The following is an 18,825-nucleotide window of genomic DNA, read 5'->3' as shown; positions in this document are numbered from 1 at the left end:
GTGTTTGTTTCGAATATCCGAAACGCCCTACACATTGGTTGTATTCACTTTGTTCAGTTTTCAAAGGTCTACTTTGTCGCATCCAGCAACTCTTATATCCTATCAGCTTTTCAAATCGTTGTCAACAACTTTTTTGAAAAGTTTTTTAAGTTTTGTGAGCCACCTCTTAGCGACTCTGTCAGTTTAACATAACAAGAAGTTACTGTCAAGCAAGAAATTTAACTTTTACTTTTTTTAAAAGTAAGTAGTAGAAACCTTGATGGCAACTTGTTCATGTCTCAGCGACGTATATTACTATACCAACTCCGCTAGCAAATTGCAATAATAAAATCACAAAAAATAAAAGAAATTTCAAATTGCGGACATTTGTTGTATTTCGGTATTTAACGTTTGTAATTATCGAGATTTGGCGATACTTTTTTCTATATCCAAATGGAATGTCTGGATTTTACAAAAAGGCACTTCGTCTCTTCGCAAGAAGAATACGGAGTGCCTTTAATCTATTTTATTTCTTCGCTCTTTTGTTGAACAATTGGAAGATATAACCGGAAAATAGTTCCATGTCCCACTGCGCTTTCCGCGACGATTTTCCCGTGATAATTATCAATCAGCTGTCTGGCAATGGATAATCCTAGCCCATTGCCGCCTTGATTGCGACTCCGCGCTTTATCTACACGATAAAAACGATCAAAGATGCGATCTAAATCTGCTTGGGGAATCCCTTCCCCAAAGTCTTGAATGGCTAATTCTAAATACCGCGGATTTTTCGCCATCGAGATATGGACTTCTTTACGCTTCGTGGAATATTTCACGGCATTATCTAAAATAATAATCAGGATTTGTTCCAAGTGATTGCGGTAAATCGCGACTTCTTCTTCCTGTAACAATTCATCATCTAACGTAAAACGAAAATCGCCATAGAGCAATTTGAAGTTATTGTATATCTGATGCACGACTTCTTTAGCATAGGAGGTTTTATCGTAGTATTGAACATCCACTTGTTCGGCCCGCGAAAGATCCAGCATTTCCTGCACCAACATTTTCATCCGCGAGATTTCTTGTAAGCTAGCACTTAAGGATTCTTCTAAAACCTCCGGATCATCTTTGCCCCAGCGTTCTAGTAGATTCAAATGTCCTTCAATAATGGCCACTGGCGTCCGTAGTTCATGAGAAACATCTTGCACAAATTGTTCCTGCTGCTCAATATAACGTCGCATGCGTGCCATCATTTCATTAAAAATTTCCGACAAATCTGCCAATTCATCACGAGATTTCAAAATTGGTGCTTTCACTAGGGATTGTGGATCCCGCCGAATCGTGTCCATCGTGTCCCGTAAGACCTTAATTGGCTTTAAGAAGTAGCCAGACAAGAAGAAGCCTAGAATGCTACTCAGGACCAAAGAGACCACTTCTAGGATAATTAGGGTCACTAACAAGCGATGCTGAATTTCAAAAAAGTCCGTTAAATCATAAAAAGCTTGGGCATAACCAATCAATTTTCCAGTTTCTTTAGCGTAAATAGGTTGAACGGTAACAAAACCGGTGCGACTGTTAATACTTACAACGGTAGCCGCCATTAACTTTTCAGACATTAAATTCATTTGTTGTTCTTCAGACTTGTTAAAGATTAATTCGCTTTTGGTATTGTAGACAAAAACGGAAAGTTGACTTTGCGACAACTCAGAAATAAAGCTGTTGAGTTGCAAGGTCCCTCCATCAATCGTCTCACTACTAGGGATGGTGCTATCGGAATCAAAGGAGTTAAACTCCGTCAAACTTTGATAGGCATTTAAAAAGGTGAGTTCGCTATCACCAGTGGCCAGACGATCCACTAGCTGGTTCATGGTTTTAGCTAGGTTGGAACGCTCTTTACCGATCAAAAGATTGGTGGAAGTTTTATAAGTGAAAACGGCAAAAACCGTAAACACGACGAAGATAAAGAAAGAACTTGCTAGAGCCCACTTTACAGTCAAAGATGGGCCTTTAATGGCAAGTTTTTTTTCTTCTATCCAATTTTTGAAAGCTTTCACGAGCGCATTACGTAACCCGTGCCGCGAACAGTTTGGATGTAACTATCATCTCCGGGTACGTCAATTTTATTGCGCAAGTAACGAATATATACATCCACTACGTTAGTTTCTACTTCCGTTTCATAACCCCAAACCTTGTTTAATAAAACATCCCGCGCTAAAACGACGTTGACGTTTTCCATCAAAGTTAAGAGAAGTTCGTATTCCCGTTTCGTCAACTCAATAATTTCATGGCCGCGACGAACAACGCGATTTTCTTTTTCAATCGTTAAATCCCGATACGTAATGGTAGTTTGTTTAGCGACATTCTTGTCCCCTTCAATATCAATCCGGCGTAACAAAGCCCGCAAACGTGCCAACAATTCTTCAATCGCAAAAGGTTTGACGATATAATCGTCAGCGCCATGGTCAAGCCCAGAGACGCGATCAATCACAGAATCTCGCGCCGTCATCATAATAATCGGTGTGTTTTTCACTTGACGTACCCGCCGTGCTACTTCTAAACCATTTAATTCAGGTAACATTAAGTCTAATAAAATGGCATCCCATTCTTTTCCTAAGGCTGCATCTAAACCCGTCCGTCCATTATAGTGAACCTCGGTGTTGTATCCTTCGTGCTTTAATTCTAACTCGACAAAGCGTGCTAGATTTTTTTCATCTTCAATAATTAAAATATCGCTCATGAAATTTTTTCCTTCCTCCCTTACTCGCTCCTTAAAGTGACGAATCTACTCATTTTCATTGTATACAAAATTAGAAAAAGCGCAAGATATAATCAAATTCTTTAAAAAAATAGCCCAAAATGAAGCCTCCGCCTCATCTTGGGCTAAGCGTATTAAGCTTCTGGATACCAGTTATAGTGGAATGTGCCCTCTTGATCTTTACGTTGGTACGTATGGGCCCCAAAGTAATCCCGTTGCGCTTGAATTAAGTTAGCGGGCAAATTCTCAGAGCGATAAGAATCATAGTATGCAATCGCTGAAGAAAACGCTGGTGTTGGAATCCCAGCTTGCACGGCAAGACTCACAACATCTCGCAAACTTTGGTGATATTTCGCCGTGATATCTTTGAAGTATTCATCCATCATTAAGTTATCTAATTCTGGGTCCCGTTCAAAAGCATCGGTAATCTTTTGTAAGAAGCGGGCGCGAATAATACAACCAGCGCGCCAAATTTCCGCGATTTCCCCATAAGGTAAATCCCACGCAAACTCTTTGCTAGCTGCTTTTAATTGAGCAAAACCTTGAGCATAACTCATGATTTTTGAGAAATACAAAGCTTGGCGAATTTTTTCCACCAATTCTTTTTGATCACCAGTAATTGCTTTAGCGCTTGGTCCAGCTAAAACTTTACTTGCTTTGACCCGTTCTTCTTTGTAGAAGGAAATAAAGCGTTGGAAAACAGATTCTGTAATTAAAGGTAGGGGCACGCCTAAGTCTAAGGAAGATTGGGAGGCCCATTTACCAGTGCCTTTATTGGCCGCTTCATCTAAGATAACATCAACAATTGGTTTACCGGTGTCTTCATCTTTGCGGGTTAAAATGTCAGTGGTAATTTCAATTAAGTAGCTATCTAACTCTCCTTGATTCCATTCACTGAAGATTTCTTGAATGGCCGGCACTTCAAGACCTAAGCCCCGCGTTAATAAATCATAAGACTCCGCAATTAATTGCATATCGCCATATTCAATCCCGTTATGGACCATTTTAACAAAGTGTCCGGCACCATTAGGCCCAATGTAAGTCACACAAGGAGCCCCATCAGGAGCTTTAGCGGCGATTTGTTTTAAAACGTCGCTGACTAAGTCATAGGCTTCTTTTTGACCACCAGGCATTAAAGACGGACCTTTTAAGGCGCCTTCTTCACCACCGGAAACCCCCATACCGATAAAGTTGACTTTGGATTTAGCAAGGTCAGCATTACGGCGAATCGTATCTTTAAAGAACGTATTCCCACCGTCAATTAAGATATCACCTTCGTCTAACAACGGTAAAATTTCTTGAATCGTCGCGTCTGTTGGATTGCCGGCTTTCACCATTAAAAGAATCCGGCGGGGTTTTTCAATTGCTTCAACAAATTCCGCCATGGAATACGTTGCTAAAAGTTTCTTTTCAGGGTGTTCTTCCACCACTGCTGTTGTCTTTGCTGAAGTCCGATTGTAAAGTGCTACTGAATAGCCTCGACTTTCAATATTTAAAGCTAAATTTTTTCCCATTACCGCCATACCGACGACACCAAATTGTTGTTTGGTCATGCTTTAAAACCTCCTCAATGATTGTTCCACGTTCTCGTCCATTATAGCCTAGAATACATGCAGTTGAAAAGAAAAAATCTCAGGCTCCATGGTTAGCCTGAGATTTTCCTAAATACTCTGTAAAATATTTAGTTTATGCTTCTTTTGTTTTCACGTCGTTACCGTCGTAAAAGCCACAGTTTGCACAGACGTGGTGAGAACGTTTTGCTTCGCCACAGTTAGGACAAGGATTTAAACCGGCAATGGTTAATTTGTAATGTGTCCGACGTTTTGCTTTTTTTGCTTTAGAAGTTCTTCTTGCTGGTACTGCCATCAGTATCCACCTCCTTAAAAAATACTTACAGTCTAAGCTGTAATATTCCAATCTAGCTAGTCTTGTTCATCTTGAAAGAATTCACTGAGTTTCGCTAGACGCGGATCCACTTTTTCCATCTTTTCTTTAGCTTTAGCTTCTTGGTATTCCTCTTCAGTCATAACCTGCCAAGCATCTCCTGTCGGCATCTTTTCCCCAGCAAGCTCTGCTGGTGTCAAAATTTGACTAGGAATCGCTAATAAAAGATAATCGGTCACTGCTTCGACTAAATCCACCGTTGACTCCGTTAATAAAATGGCATCTTCAGGGACTTCAGTTTGCATCGCCGCTTGTTCTTGTGTCAGATAAATTTCATCGACAGTAAAATCCAAGGGCAAGACAACGGGTGTCAAAGAACGGGTGGAAGGTAAAGTTAAACTTCCTTGAATCCGCAAATGCGCAACGGTTTCCCGCTCACTGGGACTCAATAGACCCTCAACGTGAATTGCTGAAACATCGAGAATTTCCGAATTGCGCTGTTGTAACTCATCTTGCAATGAGAGCACCTCGTTAATTTCGATTGGTTGATAAAAATGTTTCTTGAGTTCTTGTTGTGAAAATTTCATCTCGTCACCCCTAAGCAACAAAAGCAATTATACCGTTTGAAAAAAAGCTTGTCAATGGAAAATTCTTTACAGCTTCCCTGACCCGGCTTTTCTTCCAGCATTTGCTTTTAGCAAATAAAAAGGACTGTGATCTAAAGAGCGTCACAGTCCTCACTTTCGTAATAACGTTGTTGAAAGCTCGTCTTAAACAAAACAGTTTCGACTATCTTTGAACAACCTTCCCAGCAAGCTTTAAATTGCTGTAACTTCTCCGCGGTAAACTAAACCACGACGAGGGTCAACGGTAATCGTTTCACCATCAGTGATTACTTTAGTAGCATCTTTGCCAGAGACAATTACAGGAATATCTTTAGCGATACCTACAACAGCAGCATGGGAAGTTAACCCACCGTCTTCAACGATTAAAGCGCTAGCTTTATCAATGGCTGGCATATAGTCTTTATCCGTTGTTGGCACAACTAAAACTGCACCATTTTCCATTTTGCTGTTGGCTTCTTCTGCAGAGTTAGCAACAACAGCTTTGGCTACAACTGTTTGTGTTCCTACGCCTTGGCCGCTTAAAAGTTCGCCACCAACCAATTGAATTTTCATGATGTTGGTTGTACCCTTTTGTCCAACTGGCACACCAGCAACGATCAAGATTAAATCGCCTTCTTTAGCCATGCCAAGTTCAACAGCTTTTTTCGTAGCTAATTCAAACATTTCGTCCGTGTTCCCTGGTTTTTCAACGATTGCTGGTACAACGCCCCAGTTGACAGTTAAACCACGACGAGTGCGATCATCAAAAGTTAAAGCTAAGATGTCAGCATCTGGACGGTATTTAGAAATCATGCGAGCAGTATGGCCAGATTCAGTAGCTGCCACAATTAATTTAACGCCTAAGTTTTTAGCAGCATGGGCTACAGATAAACCAACTGTTTCCGTAACATCGGTACGGTCGAATTCATTTAATTGGTAGCTCTTTAATTCCGTTAAAGCAGTTTCAGCTTTCATGTTAATGCGAGCCATAGTAGAAACAGCTTCTACTGGGTAGTCCCCGTTAGCAGATTCGCCAGATAACATAGTAGCATCCGTGCCGTCAAAGACAGCGTTAGCTACGTCAGAAGCTTCAGCCCGCGTAGGACGAGGATTTTTTTGCATTGTTTCTAACATTTGAGTTGCTGTAATGACTGGTTTACCAGCTGCGTTACATTTTTTAATTAAGCGTTTTTGAACCAATGGCACATTTTCCACTGGAATTTCAACACCCATGTCCCCACGAGCGATCATCACACCGTCAGAAACTTTTAAAATTTCGTCGAAGTTGTCGATACCTTCTTGGGATTCAATTTTAGGGAAGATTTGTACGTGATTCATGTCAGCTTCTTCTAAAATAGCGCGGATATCTAAAACGTCTTGTGCTTTCCGAACGAAGGAAGCAGCAATATAGCTAATTTCTTTCGTTAAACCAAAGCGGATATCGTCAGCATCTTTTTCAGTAAGTCCTGGTAAGGAAATAGAAACGCCTGGTGCGTTAACCCCTTTTTTAGAACCTAAGATTCCAGCATTTTGTACTTCCACAACTAATTCTTCATGTTCGTCATCTTTTTCAAGAATTAACATGTCGATTAAACCATCATCGAATAAGACATGGCCACCAACGTGCACATCATGATATAAGCCTTCGTAAGTAATCGCGATTTTTTCTTTAGACCCAACTAAGTTGCTGTCCATGGAAATACGTGTTTTGTCGCCAGGATTAAATTCGATTTTTCCTGTTTCAGTTCCTTGAACAGTGGTCCGAATTTCAGCCCCTTTAGTATCTAATAACAAACCAACTGTTTTACCAGTTAATTTTTCAGCTTCGTGAACTAAAGCCATCCGGCCGGATTGTTCTTCATGGTCCCCATGAGAGAAGTTGAAACGGAATACATTAGCGCCAGATTCAATCAATTTTGCAATTGTTTCGACTGAGTTGCTGGCTGGTCCTAATGTGCTGACAATCTTTGTTTTTTTCATTACTGTAAATCGCTCCAATCTATTTATTTAAAGGCTTAGGCCCTTTTACCAAAATTAATAAGAGATTTCTTGATTTAGCTCATAAAGGCTTAAATCAGGTTGATGCTTGTGGTTTTCCAATGTATCGATGATTTCACTAGCTACGACTTTATTGTCTAAGATTCCGATGCACAAACCACCTTTACCTTCTTTCAATAAGTCCACTGCATAGCCACCAAATTTAGAAGCTAATACTCGGTCACGAGCGCTAGGTGCACCGCCGCGCACAACGTGGCCCAAAGTGGTTACCCGTACGTGGAAGTTCCCAAAAGCGTTGAGTTTTTCAGCAAATTCTTGACCGCCCATCACACCTTCAGCTAAAACAATTAAGCAATGTTTTTTGCCGCGGTCACGACCTTCTTGAATTTTCTTGGCAACTTGTTCAATATCAAAGTTGTGTTCTGGAATGATAATTTCATCAGCTCCTCCGGCAACGCCGCTCCATAAAGCGATGTCCCCAGCGTTACGACCCATTACTTCAATGACAAAGGTCCGCACGTGACTGGTTGCCGTATCCCGAATCCGGTCAATGGATTCTAAAACGGTATTGATAGCTGTATCAAACCCAATTGTGAAATCAGTTCCTGGAATATCATTATCAATCGTTCCTGGTAAGCCCACAGTTGGATAGCCGTGACGCGTTAACGCCATTGCTCCGTGATATGAACCATCCCCACCGATAACTACTAAGCCTTCGATGCCAAATTTCTTCAATTGCTCGATACCTTTTAATTGCCCTTCTTCAGTGGCAAATTCTGGGTAACGGGCAGAATAAAGGAAGGTGCCACCGCGTTGAATCTTATCTCCGACATCCCCGATGTCTAAGCGCCGAATGTCCCCTGCTACTAAACCAGCAAATCCATAGTTAATACCATAAGCTTCGATACCTTCGTAAATTGCTTTACGAACAACTGCTCGGACTGCTGCGTTCATACCAGGAGCATCGCCACCACTAGTCAAAATCCCGATGCGCTTCATTTCATTCACCTCGTTAAATGATGTTCACCGAATTTCTTCGATGGATTTAGCAAGCTAAATCTGAATTACTCCAAAAGTATTCTACCATTAATTTAAAAAATTGTCTTGAAACATTGCTAAAATTTTCAAGGTATCCGTTTTCAATGAGAATCTCCTGAGGGTTTTTGCCAAACCACATTATCAACACCTAAGATATTTTCTAGCTGCGAAAGTAGCTCTGGTTGTGGTGTTACATTAAAATTAGCTGGCAATGGTCGGGTACGCTTTTCATCTTGATAATATAATATCACTGTACTATTACCAGGAAATTTCTGTAAAAGTTGGTGCAACTGTTGTAAAACAGTGGCGTCTTGCGTTATCCGTAAAAAAAGTTTGCCGGGGGCTTTCATCGCTAATTCTTTTTCCACCTCGTCTAAAGTTTGGAGGCTATTAGCTAAAACTTGCAGTTCCTCTTGAAAACGACTAGTTTCCACTTTCCCCCGCAATAAATAAAGCTGATGAGGAGCCATATGAAGCGCTACTTGTCGATAAAGGATGGGAAATAAGGTAACTGAAACTTCGCCGGTTAAATCTTGGGCTTGAACAAAAGCCATTTGCTCCCCTTTTTTGGTGCGAATTTTTTTGATTTCTTTCACGTAAATAAAAGTCGCGATGTTTTGCCCCACTTGATAGTCACCAATGTAGGTGGTGGGAATATGTTGAGCTAAGGGGCGCGTTGTCTCTAAAGGATGCCCAGAAACAAAGGTCCCTAAGTACTCTTCTTCAAAGTTCAAGCGTTCTTCTAAAGAATACTCCTGGATACCTTCTTCTTTTAACTCCATGACATTTAACAAGTCCATGCTCCCGGCAGCGTATAAAATATTTTTGATTTTTCCATCTAATTGACTGGTTAGCTCCCGGCGTTTCACGCCTAAAGAATCAAAAGCTCCAGCTAAAATTAATGGAATTAACCAATCTTCTTTTAACCACTTGCTAGACATGCGGAATAAAAAATCATCAAAAGAACGATAAGCACCATTGCGGCGCTCTTGAAAAATCTCTTGCAAGAAATCCCGCCGTAAGCCTTTAATTTTTCCTAGGCCAAAGCGCAAGCCATCTTTCGTTAAGGTAAAGCTGTAACCTGATTGATTGATATCCGGTCCTAAAATAGCCACTTGCGCTTTTTTCGCTTCGCCGAGATAACTTTTTAGCTTACTATCATGATTGCTGACAGAATTTAAAAGCGCGGTGAAAAAAGCAGCGGGATAATGAACTTTGAGATAGGCTAGCTCAAAACCCACGACACTATAAGCAAAAGCATGGGAGCGGGGAAAGCCATAGTTGGCAAACTTTTCAATCAAGTCATACACTTGATTGGCAACGCCCACACTGTGGTGGTGGGCAACACTTCCAGCCACAAAGGAGGCTCGCTGTTGATCCAGTAACTCTTTTTTCTTTTTGCTGACAGCTCGGCGTAAAATGTCCGCTTGTCCTAAAGAGAAACCCGCTAGCCGATTGGCCACTTGCATAATCTGTTCTTGGTAAATAATGATGCCATAGGTGTTAGCTAAAATGGGTTCTAAGGCCGGATCGGGATAGCTAATTTTTTCTTGCCCCTTTTTGCGGCGAATAAAACTGTCGATGTTTTCCATCGGCCCTGGTCGATACAAGGCATTGACGGCGGCCACATCTTCAAAAGAAGTCGGGCCCAGTTTCCGTAAGACATTGCGAATTCCTTGCGATTCAAATTGGAAAATCCCCGCTGTATCGCCTCTGGCAAATAAAGCCAAAGTTTCCCCATCGTCTAAAGGAATTTCATGAACATCGAAAGGGCGCCCTAATAACTTTCCAGTAACGTCCACGGCTTCTTGTAAAATCGCCAAGTTTTTCAAGCCTAAAAAGTCCATCTTTAAAAGACCGATGGCTTCTACATCTCCCATGGTAAACTGCGTCAGGAATAGACCATTGCTGCCATTTTGTAAAGGGACCCACTGCACTAGCGGACCATCGCCAATCACTACGCCGGCAGCGTGAGTGGAAACATGGCGCGGTAAACCTTCTAACTTGAGGGCCGTTTTAAAGAGCAATTGATTTTTCTCTGACTGTTGTACGAGACGCTGCAACGTTGGCGACTGCTGATAGCTTTCTTTCAAGTTAATCTTTAAAACGTTAGGAATAGCTTTGCTAAATTGGTTGGCCTCACTTTGCGATAAGCCAAAGACGCGAGAGACATCCCGCAAAACCATTTTTGCAGCTAGCGTGCCAAATGTCGCGATTTGGGCAACTTGTTTTTTGCCATATTTTTCTGCCACATACTGTAATACTTCTTCCCGCTTATTATCGGGAATATCTAAGTCGATATCCGGCATGCTTTTCCGCTCAGGATTTAAGAAACGCTCAAACAACAAGTCATAACGTAAAGGATCCACGTCCGTAATGTGCAAAACATAAGCCACTAAACTACTGGCTGAAGACCCCCGGCCAGCTCCGGTCATCACCCCATGGGTATGGCAATAATTCATGACATCCCAAACAATTAAAAAGTAATCGGCAAAACCCATCGTTTCAATAATCCCTAATTCATAGTTTAAACGCTCTTCGTAAGCTGGTGTCACCTTGGCGATACGCTTTGGTAAATTCGTTTGCGCTAAGTGGCGCAAATAACTTTTAGCGTCAGGATAATTTTCGATAAAAGGATAATGAGGCAATAAGGTTTGTTTCAAAGGCGGTGTAAACTGCAGATTAGCCACAAATTCTTGGCAATTTTTTTGTAGCAAGGGCCATTGCCCTGCCGAAAAGCCGGCCTGCATTTCTTGTGGGGACCATAAATATTTTGTGCCAGTCTTTGGCGTTTGTTGTAATTCTAAAATCTCACCAGCTTCTAAGGCGCCTAGTACTTCCGTAGCAAAAGCATCTTCGGCTTGCAAGTAGCGTACTTGATGCAGCGGCAAGGCTGGAATTTGCTGTTCTTGTAAAAAGTGTAACCAGTGACTTTGCCGTAATGTTAAAATTTCATCAGCTTGCTCTACCGGTTCTATGCCACAAGCAAAATTTCCTTTAAAAGACTGAAACAATTGCAAAAAGTCGGTTGCGGCTGCTTTTTGATTACTGATAAAGAAATAGCGCGCCGGGTTATCGCTGGGTAAAAGAATTTTTAAATGCGCTAGTTGCGGTAACAGTGTGCTTAAGTCTTGCGGTCCTGCGGTCATGGTAGCTGTCGAAGCCGCTAACAATTCCTCATAAGCTTTAGCATTTGGTGCATAAGCTAAGAGCTGGTGAGTTTCATTTTCATAGCGATAGTTTAGAGTTAAGCCCACAATAGGTACCAGACTTGCGGCTTGAGCAAGACGACAAAATTCTAAAATTCCACTTAATTGGTTCTCGTCGGTTAAAGCCACGTGGGTGTACCCTAGTTTCTGGGCTTGTTTCACGTACGCCGGCAGACGTAGCGTACTTTTCAATAAAGTATAAGCACTTAAGGTTTGTAATTGCGCTTGCAACATCTTCACCAACTCCTTTAGTGCTACTATAACAAATCTTTTCTCTTTTGGGGGAGCATTTTGGGTTTTACAAAAGAAAAAAACGTGATATGATACCTGTGAAAAGGGGGCATTTTCAATGCGCTATATTATCGTCTTATTTTGGGCTGTCTTATTAGGACAAATCGTCGGTTATCTCGGCGGCGCTTTAAACCAACAAGCGTATGACCCGATTACGACGACTGTCATTTCTTTAGTCGCAGGTGTTTTGGTCATGATTATTGGCACCGTCGCCTTACCAGACAAAAAGAAATCTACGGATCAATAAAAAAGCTTTCTTCTCTTGCGGGAAGAAAGCTTTTTTACTTTAAAAACTATTTTTGGTAAATAATGTTTTCCGAAAGTTAAAAATCGACAAGCAAATGTTAAACAAAACAAAGCACGCCGTAGCGATAAAAACAGAAGAATAATTATAAGCTGCGGCCATTGTCGAACCTACCATTGGTCCTAAAACCTGACCAAAATTTTGGAACATCACGTTGTAACTATAGACGCGAGATACGCCTTCAGTTGGCGTTAAGCGACCGATAATCGTATTGATAGAGGGCATTAAAGCCCCGGTAGAAAATCCTAACAAGAAACGTAAAACGCCTAACTGAAAGGGCGTTTGTACAAAGGACATGGGCACGTAACAAATCAGGGAAAAAATTAAACCGGCCACTAATACTTTTTCTGAACCGATACGATCTCCTAAGCGCCCTAAGACTGGCGAAGAAATCACCGCAGAAATTCCCGCTACGGAAACAATTAATCCACTGACAAATAAAATATTGCCACCGGCCCCGCTTAATTGACGAATATACAAGGTTAAAATTGGGGAAATCGAATAAATTCCTAATTGCAAGACTAAGGTCGTGATGAATAATCCGATTAAAATAGGTAGATTGGAAACGCGCCGAAAAACTTCTTTCGTGGGCACCACATCTTCTTTTTCCGCCGGTGTAAAATCTTCCTTCACTAGAAAGATTGTCAAGATAGTCGTAATTAGTAACAAGACACCGGTAATAATAAATACAGCACGAATGCCGAAAGCTTCAGCTAGAGCGCCTCCTAATGAAGGACCAATCAGACTGCCAGCCGTTCCACCAGTAGCTAAAGTCCCTAAGGCAAAGCCCCGCTTATCAAGTGGCGCTTGACTGGCAATCATGGCTGTGGCATTAGGCATATAGCCTGATAAGATACCGTTTAAAAAGCGCATGACTAGTAACCAAAAAACATTAGGGACAAAGGCCAAAGAACCCATGGCAAAAGTCATCCCAATGGCCGCCCGCACCATCATCAACTTACGTCCTTTCCGGTCAGCTAAAGATCCCCAAACCGGCGAAATCAAAGCCGCGGCTAGTGCTGTAACCGAAATCGACAAACCTGCATAAAATTCAATTTTATCTTTGGGGGCACCCAGTTGTTCCACGTATAAAGGAATGAATGGCATCACTAAAGAAAAACTCACGCCTGTGAAAAAGCAACCAATCCAAGCTACCCACAAATTCTTTTTCCAATTAATCAAAAAACTTCCACCTCATCTTTTCTCATTTAACTATACCCTCTTTTCCTGCCAAATTGAATAGGTGGTCAGAATTTTCTCATAACATTTGTTACTTTTACATAAAATTAATGAGCCTTCTCTTGCTTTAACAGTGAACTTACTAGCTAAAAATGCGCCTTTTAACAAAAAAAGCTCTCGCCTCATCGGCGAGAGTTTTCGGATTATCTTTTACAGAATCGCTAAAATGACAAAGTTTAAAATAAAGAGCACATCGACCACCCATAAGATTGGCGTAACGACTTTGGCTTTCCCTTTGATTACTTTAATCAAAGTGTAGGTAATAAAGCCAGCGGCAATTCCGTAAGAGATTGAATAGCATAGACCCATGAAAACAGAGGCGAAGAAAGCAGGAACCGCTTCTTCCAAATCGGGCCAGTTGATGTCTTTAAAGGAAGCCAGCATCATGATCCCCACAATAATTAAAGCCGGGGCAGTTGCTTGCGTAGGTACTAAAGAAAGTAATGGCGCAAATAAACTAGAAATGAGGAACAAACCAGCAGTGACGACCGAAGTTAACCCCGTCCGACCACCAGCACCAATACCGGCAGCAGATTCCACGTAAGTCGTCGTGTTAGAGGTCCCAAAGATAGCCCCTACAGAAGTAGCAATGGCATCGGCAAACAACGCCCGATCCATTTTTGTATTCATTCCTTTAGATTCTTCTAAAGCGTCTTCGTCTTCCTTAGAGAAGATTCCTGTCCGGCGCCCGGTACCAATAAATGTCCCAATAGTATCAAAAGTATCGGATAAAGAGAAAGCAAGAATCGTCATTAAAACTTGCGGGATTTTGGCTGAGTCACTAAATAAGGAACCCATCCCTTCACTCCCAAAAGCAGCACCGAAAGTCGTCCCTAATTCTTTAAAAGAGTTCCCTAATGAATTAGCATGAAAATCGACAGTGGACAGGTCGACTACCCCCATCAAAATTCCCACAATGGTAGAAAGAATGATCGAAATAAAAATTGCGCCCTTAACGTTTAATAAAATTAAAATAATCGTCAAAGCTAAAGCAATCAAGGCTAAGATAATGCCAGGATTATTGAAAGTAGCAAGACCTGGTACGATGGAGCTGTTAGTGGTAATGGTCGCTTCGCCTTTTGCCGCATCACCAATCACGGTGTAACTACCAGGATCAGCCGTAAAAGTTAAGAAACCAGCATTTTTAATTCCTACATAAGCGACAAAAATCCCAATCCCACCACCGATTGCGTGTTGCAAACTTTCAGGAATGGCGTGAATAATCATTTTCCGAATACGCGTAACCGTGATTAAAATGTTAATCATCCCACAGATGAAAACCATTGCTAAGGCTTGTTGCCAAGAATATCCCAACACGATGACTACCGTGTAGGTAAAAAAAGCATTTAGTCCCATCCCTGGCGCTTGGGCATAAGGAACGTTGGCAAATAGTCCCATCACTAAAGTCCCAATGACTGAAGCAATAATTGTGGCTAAGAAGACCGCTTGTGTAGGCATGCCAGCTTGCCCCAAGATCGTAGGGTTAACGAATAAAATATAACTCATGGCAAAAAAGGTGGTAACCCCCGCCATCACTTCTGTGGAGACTTTAGTACCGTTTTCCTTTAGCTTAAAAAACTTTTCCATTTCTTCTTTAAACTCCTTCGTGAACAATTAATAATAAGAACATCTTCACTATAAGAGAGTTTGCTAGTTGTTTCAACTTTAAATCGAATTTTAATCGTTAAATTTTTATAATCGTTCGTGTTTAAGTTAATTTGCCATCGCAATCGTTCGGATTTAGCCAAAGTAAACGGAAATTTTCTTTTCTCTGGTGTCAATTCGCTTTTTGGCTTAAAATTTGCTACACTAGAGAAACATAAAAAACTGAAAGGAGTCCCGATATGCCAAAAATTATTGCCATTGATCTGGACGGCACTACCTTAAATCAAGCTTCCTTGATTACCGAAAAAACCCGCCACGTTTTACAAACAGCGCAACACGCGGGACACCAAGTGGTGATTGCTACCGGGCGGCCTTACCGCATGAGTCAACAATTTTATACGCAATTAGGCTTAACTGAACCGATGCTTAATTTAAATGGCGCCATTGTCCATATTCCCCATCAACACTGGGCCTTAGAAAAACACTTTTTAGTGAAGCGGGATTTAGCTTTTGAAATTAACGCACAAAAAGCTGAATTTGGCGCCACTTTTGTCGCCTGCGAAAATAAAGAAACTTTCTTTTTAGATAATTTAAGTCACTATGACGCTGCCTTTTTTGCCGGCACAGCAAACGAAAATAATTTATTAACTCCGCAAAATTTAATTGGTGATCCAGCATCCATCATGTTAGGAACCACCCCGGAAAACTTGCAGCCTTTAGCGCAACGTCTACAAACTCTTTATGGCAGTGACGTGGATGTTCGAACGTGGGGCGGTCCGTTTTCTATTTTAGAGATGACAGCAAAAGGCGTGCAAAAAGCCCACGGACTAGAATATCTCAGTTCGGTCTTAAACTTCAAAGCGCAAGACGTAGTAGCCTTTGGTGACGAGCATAACGATGTAGAAATGTTAGCTTGGGCCGGCTGGGGCGTTGCCATGGCCAATGGTACACCTGAAGCACAAAAAGCAGCCAATGACGTAACCACTTTAGCTAATAGCCAAGACGGTTTAGCCGAATACCTCTTAGACTATTTAAAATTACGTAGCATCTTAGACGAACAGGCGGTTTAAATAAGCAAACGTCAAGTTGCTTCCTTGCTTAAAAATCATAAAGGAGCAGTCCAACATTTTTTGTTGGGCTGCTCCTTTTGATTATTCCCAAAAACGGATGAAATCCCGATAGTCGGTGCTAGCCGCTTCCGTATCGGGATAGTCTAAATGAAATTCATGACCACAAGCTGTAAATTGCAAAGTTGCACCCTTTTGCAACAACTCCACATCGGATAGACAATAGTGGTCATACGTAAAGTCCGCAAAGTTTACTTGCGGATGAAGAGGATAAAAAGCGAGGGGCGTCAAAATCAACGGCACTTTTTCCCGCGAAATATCTAAGAAAAAATTCAAGAGTTCAGCTGGTGTTAAAATTTCATCCGCGTAAGCTTGCAAGAGATTAAATTGTTGCGCTGGCGTGTACACTTGATAAAAGTCGTTCATCTGACTACTCCTTTCCTATAAAGTTTGCAACTTGCCTTGAAACTCGGCGATAGACTGGTAGCCTTTTTCTTTCATAATTGCTGCTAGTTCTGTCAGTAAACGTTGAAAAACTGCTGGTCCTTCTTGATGCAGTTGCGTCCCCACTTGCACGAGACTAGCCCCACAAAGCAAGTGTTCAAACACGTCGGCGCCGCTAGTAACGCCACCGGTACCGATTACAGCGATATCTGGACGTAACCGTTCCCTAAAGGCGCGGACATTGGCTAAGGCAGTAGCCTTGACCATAGCGCCGCCTAAGCCACCAAAACCGCCTTTAGGTTTAATGACTGCCGCTTCTGTTGCTAAGTCCACGACTAAGCCGTTGCCGATACTATTGATGCAGTTCACATACTTGATAGGATAACGATTTAAAATTTCCGCCATTTCATCAAAATGCGCTAAGTCAAAGTAAGGGGGCAATTTAATGCCTAAGGGCTTTTTAAAAAAGGTAAAAGCTTCGGCTAAAATTTTATCGGTCAAGGCAAAGTCATAAGCGACTTGGGGTTTGCCAGGCACATTGGGACAGCTTAAATTTAATTCGGTAAAGCCATTAAAAGAACTCTCTTGAACCATTTTCAATTCGGCAAAAATTTCTGAGGTGGTCATGCCTACTAAGGAACAAAAAATAAGTTGTTGTGGCTCTTTTTCCGCCGCTTTTTCTAAGTAAGCTAAATAATAAGGCAAGCCATGGTTAGGTAAACCCATGGAATTGATACTTCCTTGAGGCAAGTCACGATAACGGGGCTCAGGATTCCCTAACCGTGGTGCCATTGTCGCTGTTTTAGTAACGTAAGTGGCCGCCATACTTGCTGCTAATTCTTCCAGTTGGCTAACCTCCATACAATGGACACCAGAAGCATTCATTAAACAATTTTCTAAGGGATAGTCAAAAAAATTCGTTGCGAGATTCACAGTAATTCCTCCTTCAGTTGTTTTAAATCTACCACGAAGGCGGAAGTTTTGGCAAAAATTTATCGACGTGTCTCTCCTTAATTTAAGCTAACGTTCGTCATTTTTCGTAGCCCTTTAAAAATAAAAAACTGCAGCCTTAAGCTACAGTCAAAAAATATTTACACCGGATAATCTGTAAAGTTCACTTCAGCAATTGTCGCAAGGGTGGCTAGATCTGCCATAAAAACGTCATACGGTAAATCTTTAGGTAAGCGTAAGCCATAGGTATCGGTATAAAGCAGTTCACCGGTGGCTGATCGTTGGTAATCTAACGTCATGGTAAAGACGACAATTTTTCGGTCAGCGAAGTATTGGTTTAACCAAGCTTTCGTCACTGCTGCATCGTAATACTGAATCGTTACTCGCCGTTTTACATTGGCCTGAAAAAGATGTAAGGAAATATGCATGATGAAAAAAAGCGCTAGAAAAACAATACCAGCAATTTCATAATGTCCGGTGCCAATCGTTAAACCGAGAGCCGCTACACTCCATAACGTCGCCGCGGTGGTTAAACCGGTCACCGTATTTTTTGTGACAATAATGCTCCCGGCACCGAGAAAACCGATACTACTGATAACTTGTGCTAAGATCCGCACCGCGTCGACTTTCACTACATTCCCATAACTCGGCACATTCGCCCCCATAGTTGTAACATCAATATTCAATTTCACTTGCAGTAATGCAAACAAACACGCCCCCACACAAACCAACTGATGCGTTCGTAGTCCTGCTGGATGATTCTTAACTTCCCGCTCATAGCCCACCACAATTCCGCAAACCAGCGCTAAGAAAACCCGTAAAGCTCCTTCTTGCAATGAAAAATTTTCCATCTCGCCACCTCTTTTCCTTAACTTAAGGATAGCGAGAGAACAAAAGCGCTGTCAACTAAAACAGCGCTAGACCCTACTTACCATATTTGCGTTGTAACAAAGCAGCAACTTCTTTTTGTTTGCGACCACCGATAATCAGTTGGTCCTTAACCCCAAAGCTAAAAAAAGGCGCATCTAAATCCGTCATCTTACTAAGTTGACTGACGGTTAAATCGTACTTAGTCACGTAATAGCGAACAATTTGGGTATAGTAACGTTGCTTTAAAAAATCGACGATTAAATATTGAAAAAGCAACATAAAGCCCACGAACCAGACAATTCCTTTAACATCAGCAAAAAGTGCCCAAACAGCAGTTAAGGAAAATTTTTTCATGACGATAATCAGTAGAAAACCAACAACTAAAGCAATTAAGTGCATTTGGATTAATTTATTTTTCGGAATCATGACATCCTCCACGGGAAATTTTTATCATAAAAAGCATATCAAACTTTGTAAGAAAGTCAATCCGCAAAGTTACTGCCAACAGCACGTCTCGTTCGAAAGTGATAATGTCCTAGGTATATCGAAAGGGAAAATGTCCCAAAATGATAAAATAACCTTATGGAAG

At 41.5% G+C, this 18,825-nt stretch carries 16 protein-coding genes; 2 read left to right on the top strand and 14 right to left on the bottom strand.

Going from position 1 to position 18,825, the window contains the following annotated elements:
- Positions 1 to 500: 500 nt before the first annotated feature.
- The 8 genes from FFM57_RS09210 to FFM57_RS09175 all read right to left on the bottom strand — a co-directional run bounded on the left by FFM57_RS09210 (position 501) and on the right by FFM57_RS09175 (position 11,699).
- Entirely contained in the window at positions 501 to 2,009 is a 1,509-nt protein-coding gene (locus FFM57_RS09210; RefSeq protein WP_170999959.1) for a HAMP domain-containing sensor histidine kinase, read from the bottom strand.
- Between the two features lie 17 nt (positions 2,010 to 2,026).
- The gene (locus tag FFM57_RS09205; RefSeq protein ID WP_137600227.1) at positions 2,027 to 2,713 is read right to left on the bottom strand and encodes a response regulator transcription factor; all 687 of its coding nucleotides are present in this window, start codon (positions 2,711 to 2,713) and stop codon (positions 2,027 to 2,029) included.
- A gap of 152 nt (positions 2,714 to 2,865) precedes the next feature.
- Positions 2,866 to 4,284 carry an NADP-dependent phosphogluconate dehydrogenase gene (gene gnd, locus FFM57_RS09200; RefSeq protein ID WP_137600226.1) on the bottom strand — a complete coding sequence of 473 codons (1,419 nt, stop codon included), beginning with the start codon at positions 4,282 to 4,284 and terminating at the stop codon, positions 2,866 to 2,868.
- A gap of 133 nt (positions 4,285 to 4,417) precedes the next feature.
- Complete coding sequence (gene rpmF, locus FFM57_RS09195; RefSeq protein ID WP_137600225.1) at positions 4,418 to 4,597, bottom strand: 50S ribosomal protein L32; 180 nt, start codon at positions 4,595 to 4,597, stop codon at positions 4,418 to 4,420.
- Between the two features lie 56 nt (positions 4,598 to 4,653).
- Positions 4,654 to 5,202, bottom strand: coding sequence for a YceD family protein (locus tag FFM57_RS09190; RefSeq protein ID WP_137600224.1), 549 nt, complete (start codon positions 5,200 to 5,202; stop codon positions 4,654 to 4,656).
- Positions 5,203 to 5,433: 231 nt separating this feature from the next.
- A complete protein-coding gene (pyk, locus tag FFM57_RS09185) occupies positions 5,434 to 7,200 on the bottom strand; it encodes a pyruvate kinase (protein ID WP_137600223.1) in 1,767 nt (588 codons plus the stop codon).
- Positions 7,201 to 7,254: 54 nt separating this feature from the next.
- The gene (pfkA, locus tag FFM57_RS09180; RefSeq protein ID WP_137600222.1) at positions 7,255 to 8,217 is read right to left on the bottom strand and encodes a 6-phosphofructokinase; all 963 of its coding nucleotides are present in this window, start codon (positions 8,215 to 8,217) and stop codon (positions 7,255 to 7,257) included.
- A gap of 140 nt (positions 8,218 to 8,357) precedes the next feature.
- Positions 8,358 to 11,699, bottom strand: coding sequence for a DNA polymerase III subunit alpha (locus tag FFM57_RS09175; protein ID WP_137600221.1), 3,342 nt, complete (start codon positions 11,697 to 11,699; stop codon positions 8,358 to 8,360).
- A gap of 115 nt (positions 11,700 to 11,814) precedes the next feature.
- Between FFM57_RS09175 and FFM57_RS09170 the strand changes: the two genes are divergently transcribed.
- Positions 11,815 to 12,003 carry a YjzD family protein gene (locus FFM57_RS09170; RefSeq protein WP_137600220.1) on the top strand — a complete coding sequence of 63 codons (189 nt, stop codon included), beginning with the start codon at positions 11,815 to 11,817 and terminating at the stop codon, positions 12,001 to 12,003.
- A gap of 39 nt (positions 12,004 to 12,042) precedes the next feature.
- Here FFM57_RS09170 and FFM57_RS09165 read toward each other — a convergent pair whose 3' ends face one another.
- Both FFM57_RS09165 and FFM57_RS09160 read right to left on the bottom strand, forming a co-directional pair.
- Complete coding sequence (locus FFM57_RS09165; protein WP_246023485.1) at positions 12,043 to 13,242, bottom strand: multidrug efflux MFS transporter; 1,200 nt, start codon at positions 13,240 to 13,242, stop codon at positions 12,043 to 12,045.
- A 207-nt stretch (positions 13,243 to 13,449) separates the two neighbouring features.
- Entirely contained in the window at positions 13,450 to 14,886 is a 1,437-nt protein-coding gene (locus FFM57_RS09160) for an NCS2 family permease (RefSeq protein WP_137600219.1), read from the bottom strand.
- 257 nt (positions 14,887 to 15,143) lie between these two features.
- On the opposite strand from FFM57_RS09160, the gene FFM57_RS09155 reads away from it, so the two are divergent.
- Positions 15,144 to 15,974: a Cof-type HAD-IIB family hydrolase gene (locus FFM57_RS09155; RefSeq protein WP_137600218.1), complete on the top strand. Its 831-nt coding sequence runs from the start codon at positions 15,144 to 15,146 to the stop codon at positions 15,972 to 15,974.
- Positions 15,975 to 16,055: 81 nt separating this feature from the next.
- Here the strand turns inward: FFM57_RS09155 and FFM57_RS09150 are convergent, their stop codons facing one another.
- From FFM57_RS09150 to FFM57_RS09135, 4 genes are all read right to left on the bottom strand, one after another.
- Positions 16,056 to 16,397 carry a hypothetical protein gene (locus tag FFM57_RS09150; RefSeq protein WP_137600217.1) on the bottom strand — a complete coding sequence of 114 codons (342 nt, stop codon included), beginning with the start codon at positions 16,395 to 16,397 and terminating at the stop codon, positions 16,056 to 16,058.
- 15 nt (positions 16,398 to 16,412) lie between these two features.
- Positions 16,413 to 17,348 carry a dihydroorotate oxidase gene (locus FFM57_RS09145; protein ID WP_137600216.1) on the bottom strand — a complete coding sequence of 312 codons (936 nt, stop codon included), beginning with the start codon at positions 17,346 to 17,348 and terminating at the stop codon, positions 16,413 to 16,415.
- A 158-nt stretch (positions 17,349 to 17,506) separates the two neighbouring features.
- On the bottom strand, positions 17,507 to 18,217 hold the full coding sequence (locus FFM57_RS09140; protein ID WP_137600215.1) for an MgtC/SapB family protein: 711 nt from the start codon (positions 18,215 to 18,217) through the stop codon (positions 17,507 to 17,509).
- A gap of 73 nt (positions 18,218 to 18,290) precedes the next feature.
- The gene (locus tag FFM57_RS09135) at positions 18,291 to 18,662 is read right to left on the bottom strand and encodes a hypothetical protein (protein ID WP_137600214.1); all 372 of its coding nucleotides are present in this window, start codon (positions 18,660 to 18,662) and stop codon (positions 18,291 to 18,293) included.
- Positions 18,663 to 18,825 lie beyond the last annotated feature (163 nt).

Origin of the sequence: Enterococcus nangangensis (assembly GCF_005405245.1) — a bacterium.
Lineage (GTDB): Bacteria > Bacillota > Bacilli > Lactobacillales > Enterococcaceae > Enterococcus_J > Enterococcus_J nangangensis.
Note: the sequence above shows the minus strand (reverse complement) of the source record. Positions and strands in the feature narration are given on the sequence as shown.

Bases quoted from the DNA above. Each gene is read 5' to 3' on its own strand.
- FFM57_RS09155 (WP_137600218.1), top strand. From the start codon at position 15,144: ATGCCAAAAATTATTGCCATTGATCTGGACGGCACTACCTTAAATCAA.
- FFM57_RS09205 (WP_137600227.1), bottom strand. From the start codon at position 2,713: ATGAGCGATATTTTAATTATTGAAGATGAAAAAAATCTAGCACGCTTT.
- gnd (WP_137600226.1), bottom strand. From the start codon at position 4,284: ATGACCAAACAACAATTTGGTGTCGTCGGTATGGCGGTAATGGGAAAA.
- FFM57_RS09135 (WP_137600214.1), bottom strand. From the start codon at position 18,662: ATGATTCCGAAAAATAAATTAATCCAAATGCACTTAATTGCTTTAGTT.
- FFM57_RS09175 (WP_137600221.1), bottom strand. From the start codon at position 11,699: ATGTTGCAAGCGCAATTACAAACCTTAAGTGCTTATACTTTATTGAAA.
- FFM57_RS09150 (WP_137600217.1), bottom strand. From the start codon at position 16,397: ATGAACGACTTTTATCAAGTGTACACGCCAGCGCAACAATTTAATCTC.
- pfkA (WP_137600222.1), bottom strand. From the start codon at position 8,217: ATGAAGCGCATCGGGATTTTGACTAGTGGTGGCGATGCTCCTGGTATG.
- pyk (WP_137600223.1), bottom strand. From the start codon at position 7,200: ATGAAAAAAACAAAGATTGTCAGCACATTAGGACCAGCCAGCAACTCA.
- FFM57_RS09190 (WP_137600224.1), bottom strand. From the start codon at position 5,202: ATGAAATTTTCACAACAAGAACTCAAGAAACATTTTTATCAACCAATC.
- FFM57_RS09170 (WP_137600220.1), top strand. From the start codon at position 11,815: ATGCGCTATATTATCGTCTTATTTTGGGCTGTCTTATTAGGACAAATC.
- FFM57_RS09140 (WP_137600215.1), bottom strand. From the start codon at position 18,217: ATGGAAAATTTTTCATTGCAAGAAGGAGCTTTACGGGTTTTCTTAGCG.
- rpmF (WP_137600225.1), bottom strand. From the start codon at position 4,597: ATGGCAGTACCAGCAAGAAGAACTTCTAAAGCAAAAAAAGCAAAACGT.
- FFM57_RS09160 (WP_137600219.1), bottom strand. From the start codon at position 14,886: ATGGAAAAGTTTTTTAAGCTAAAGGAAAACGGTACTAAAGTCTCCACA.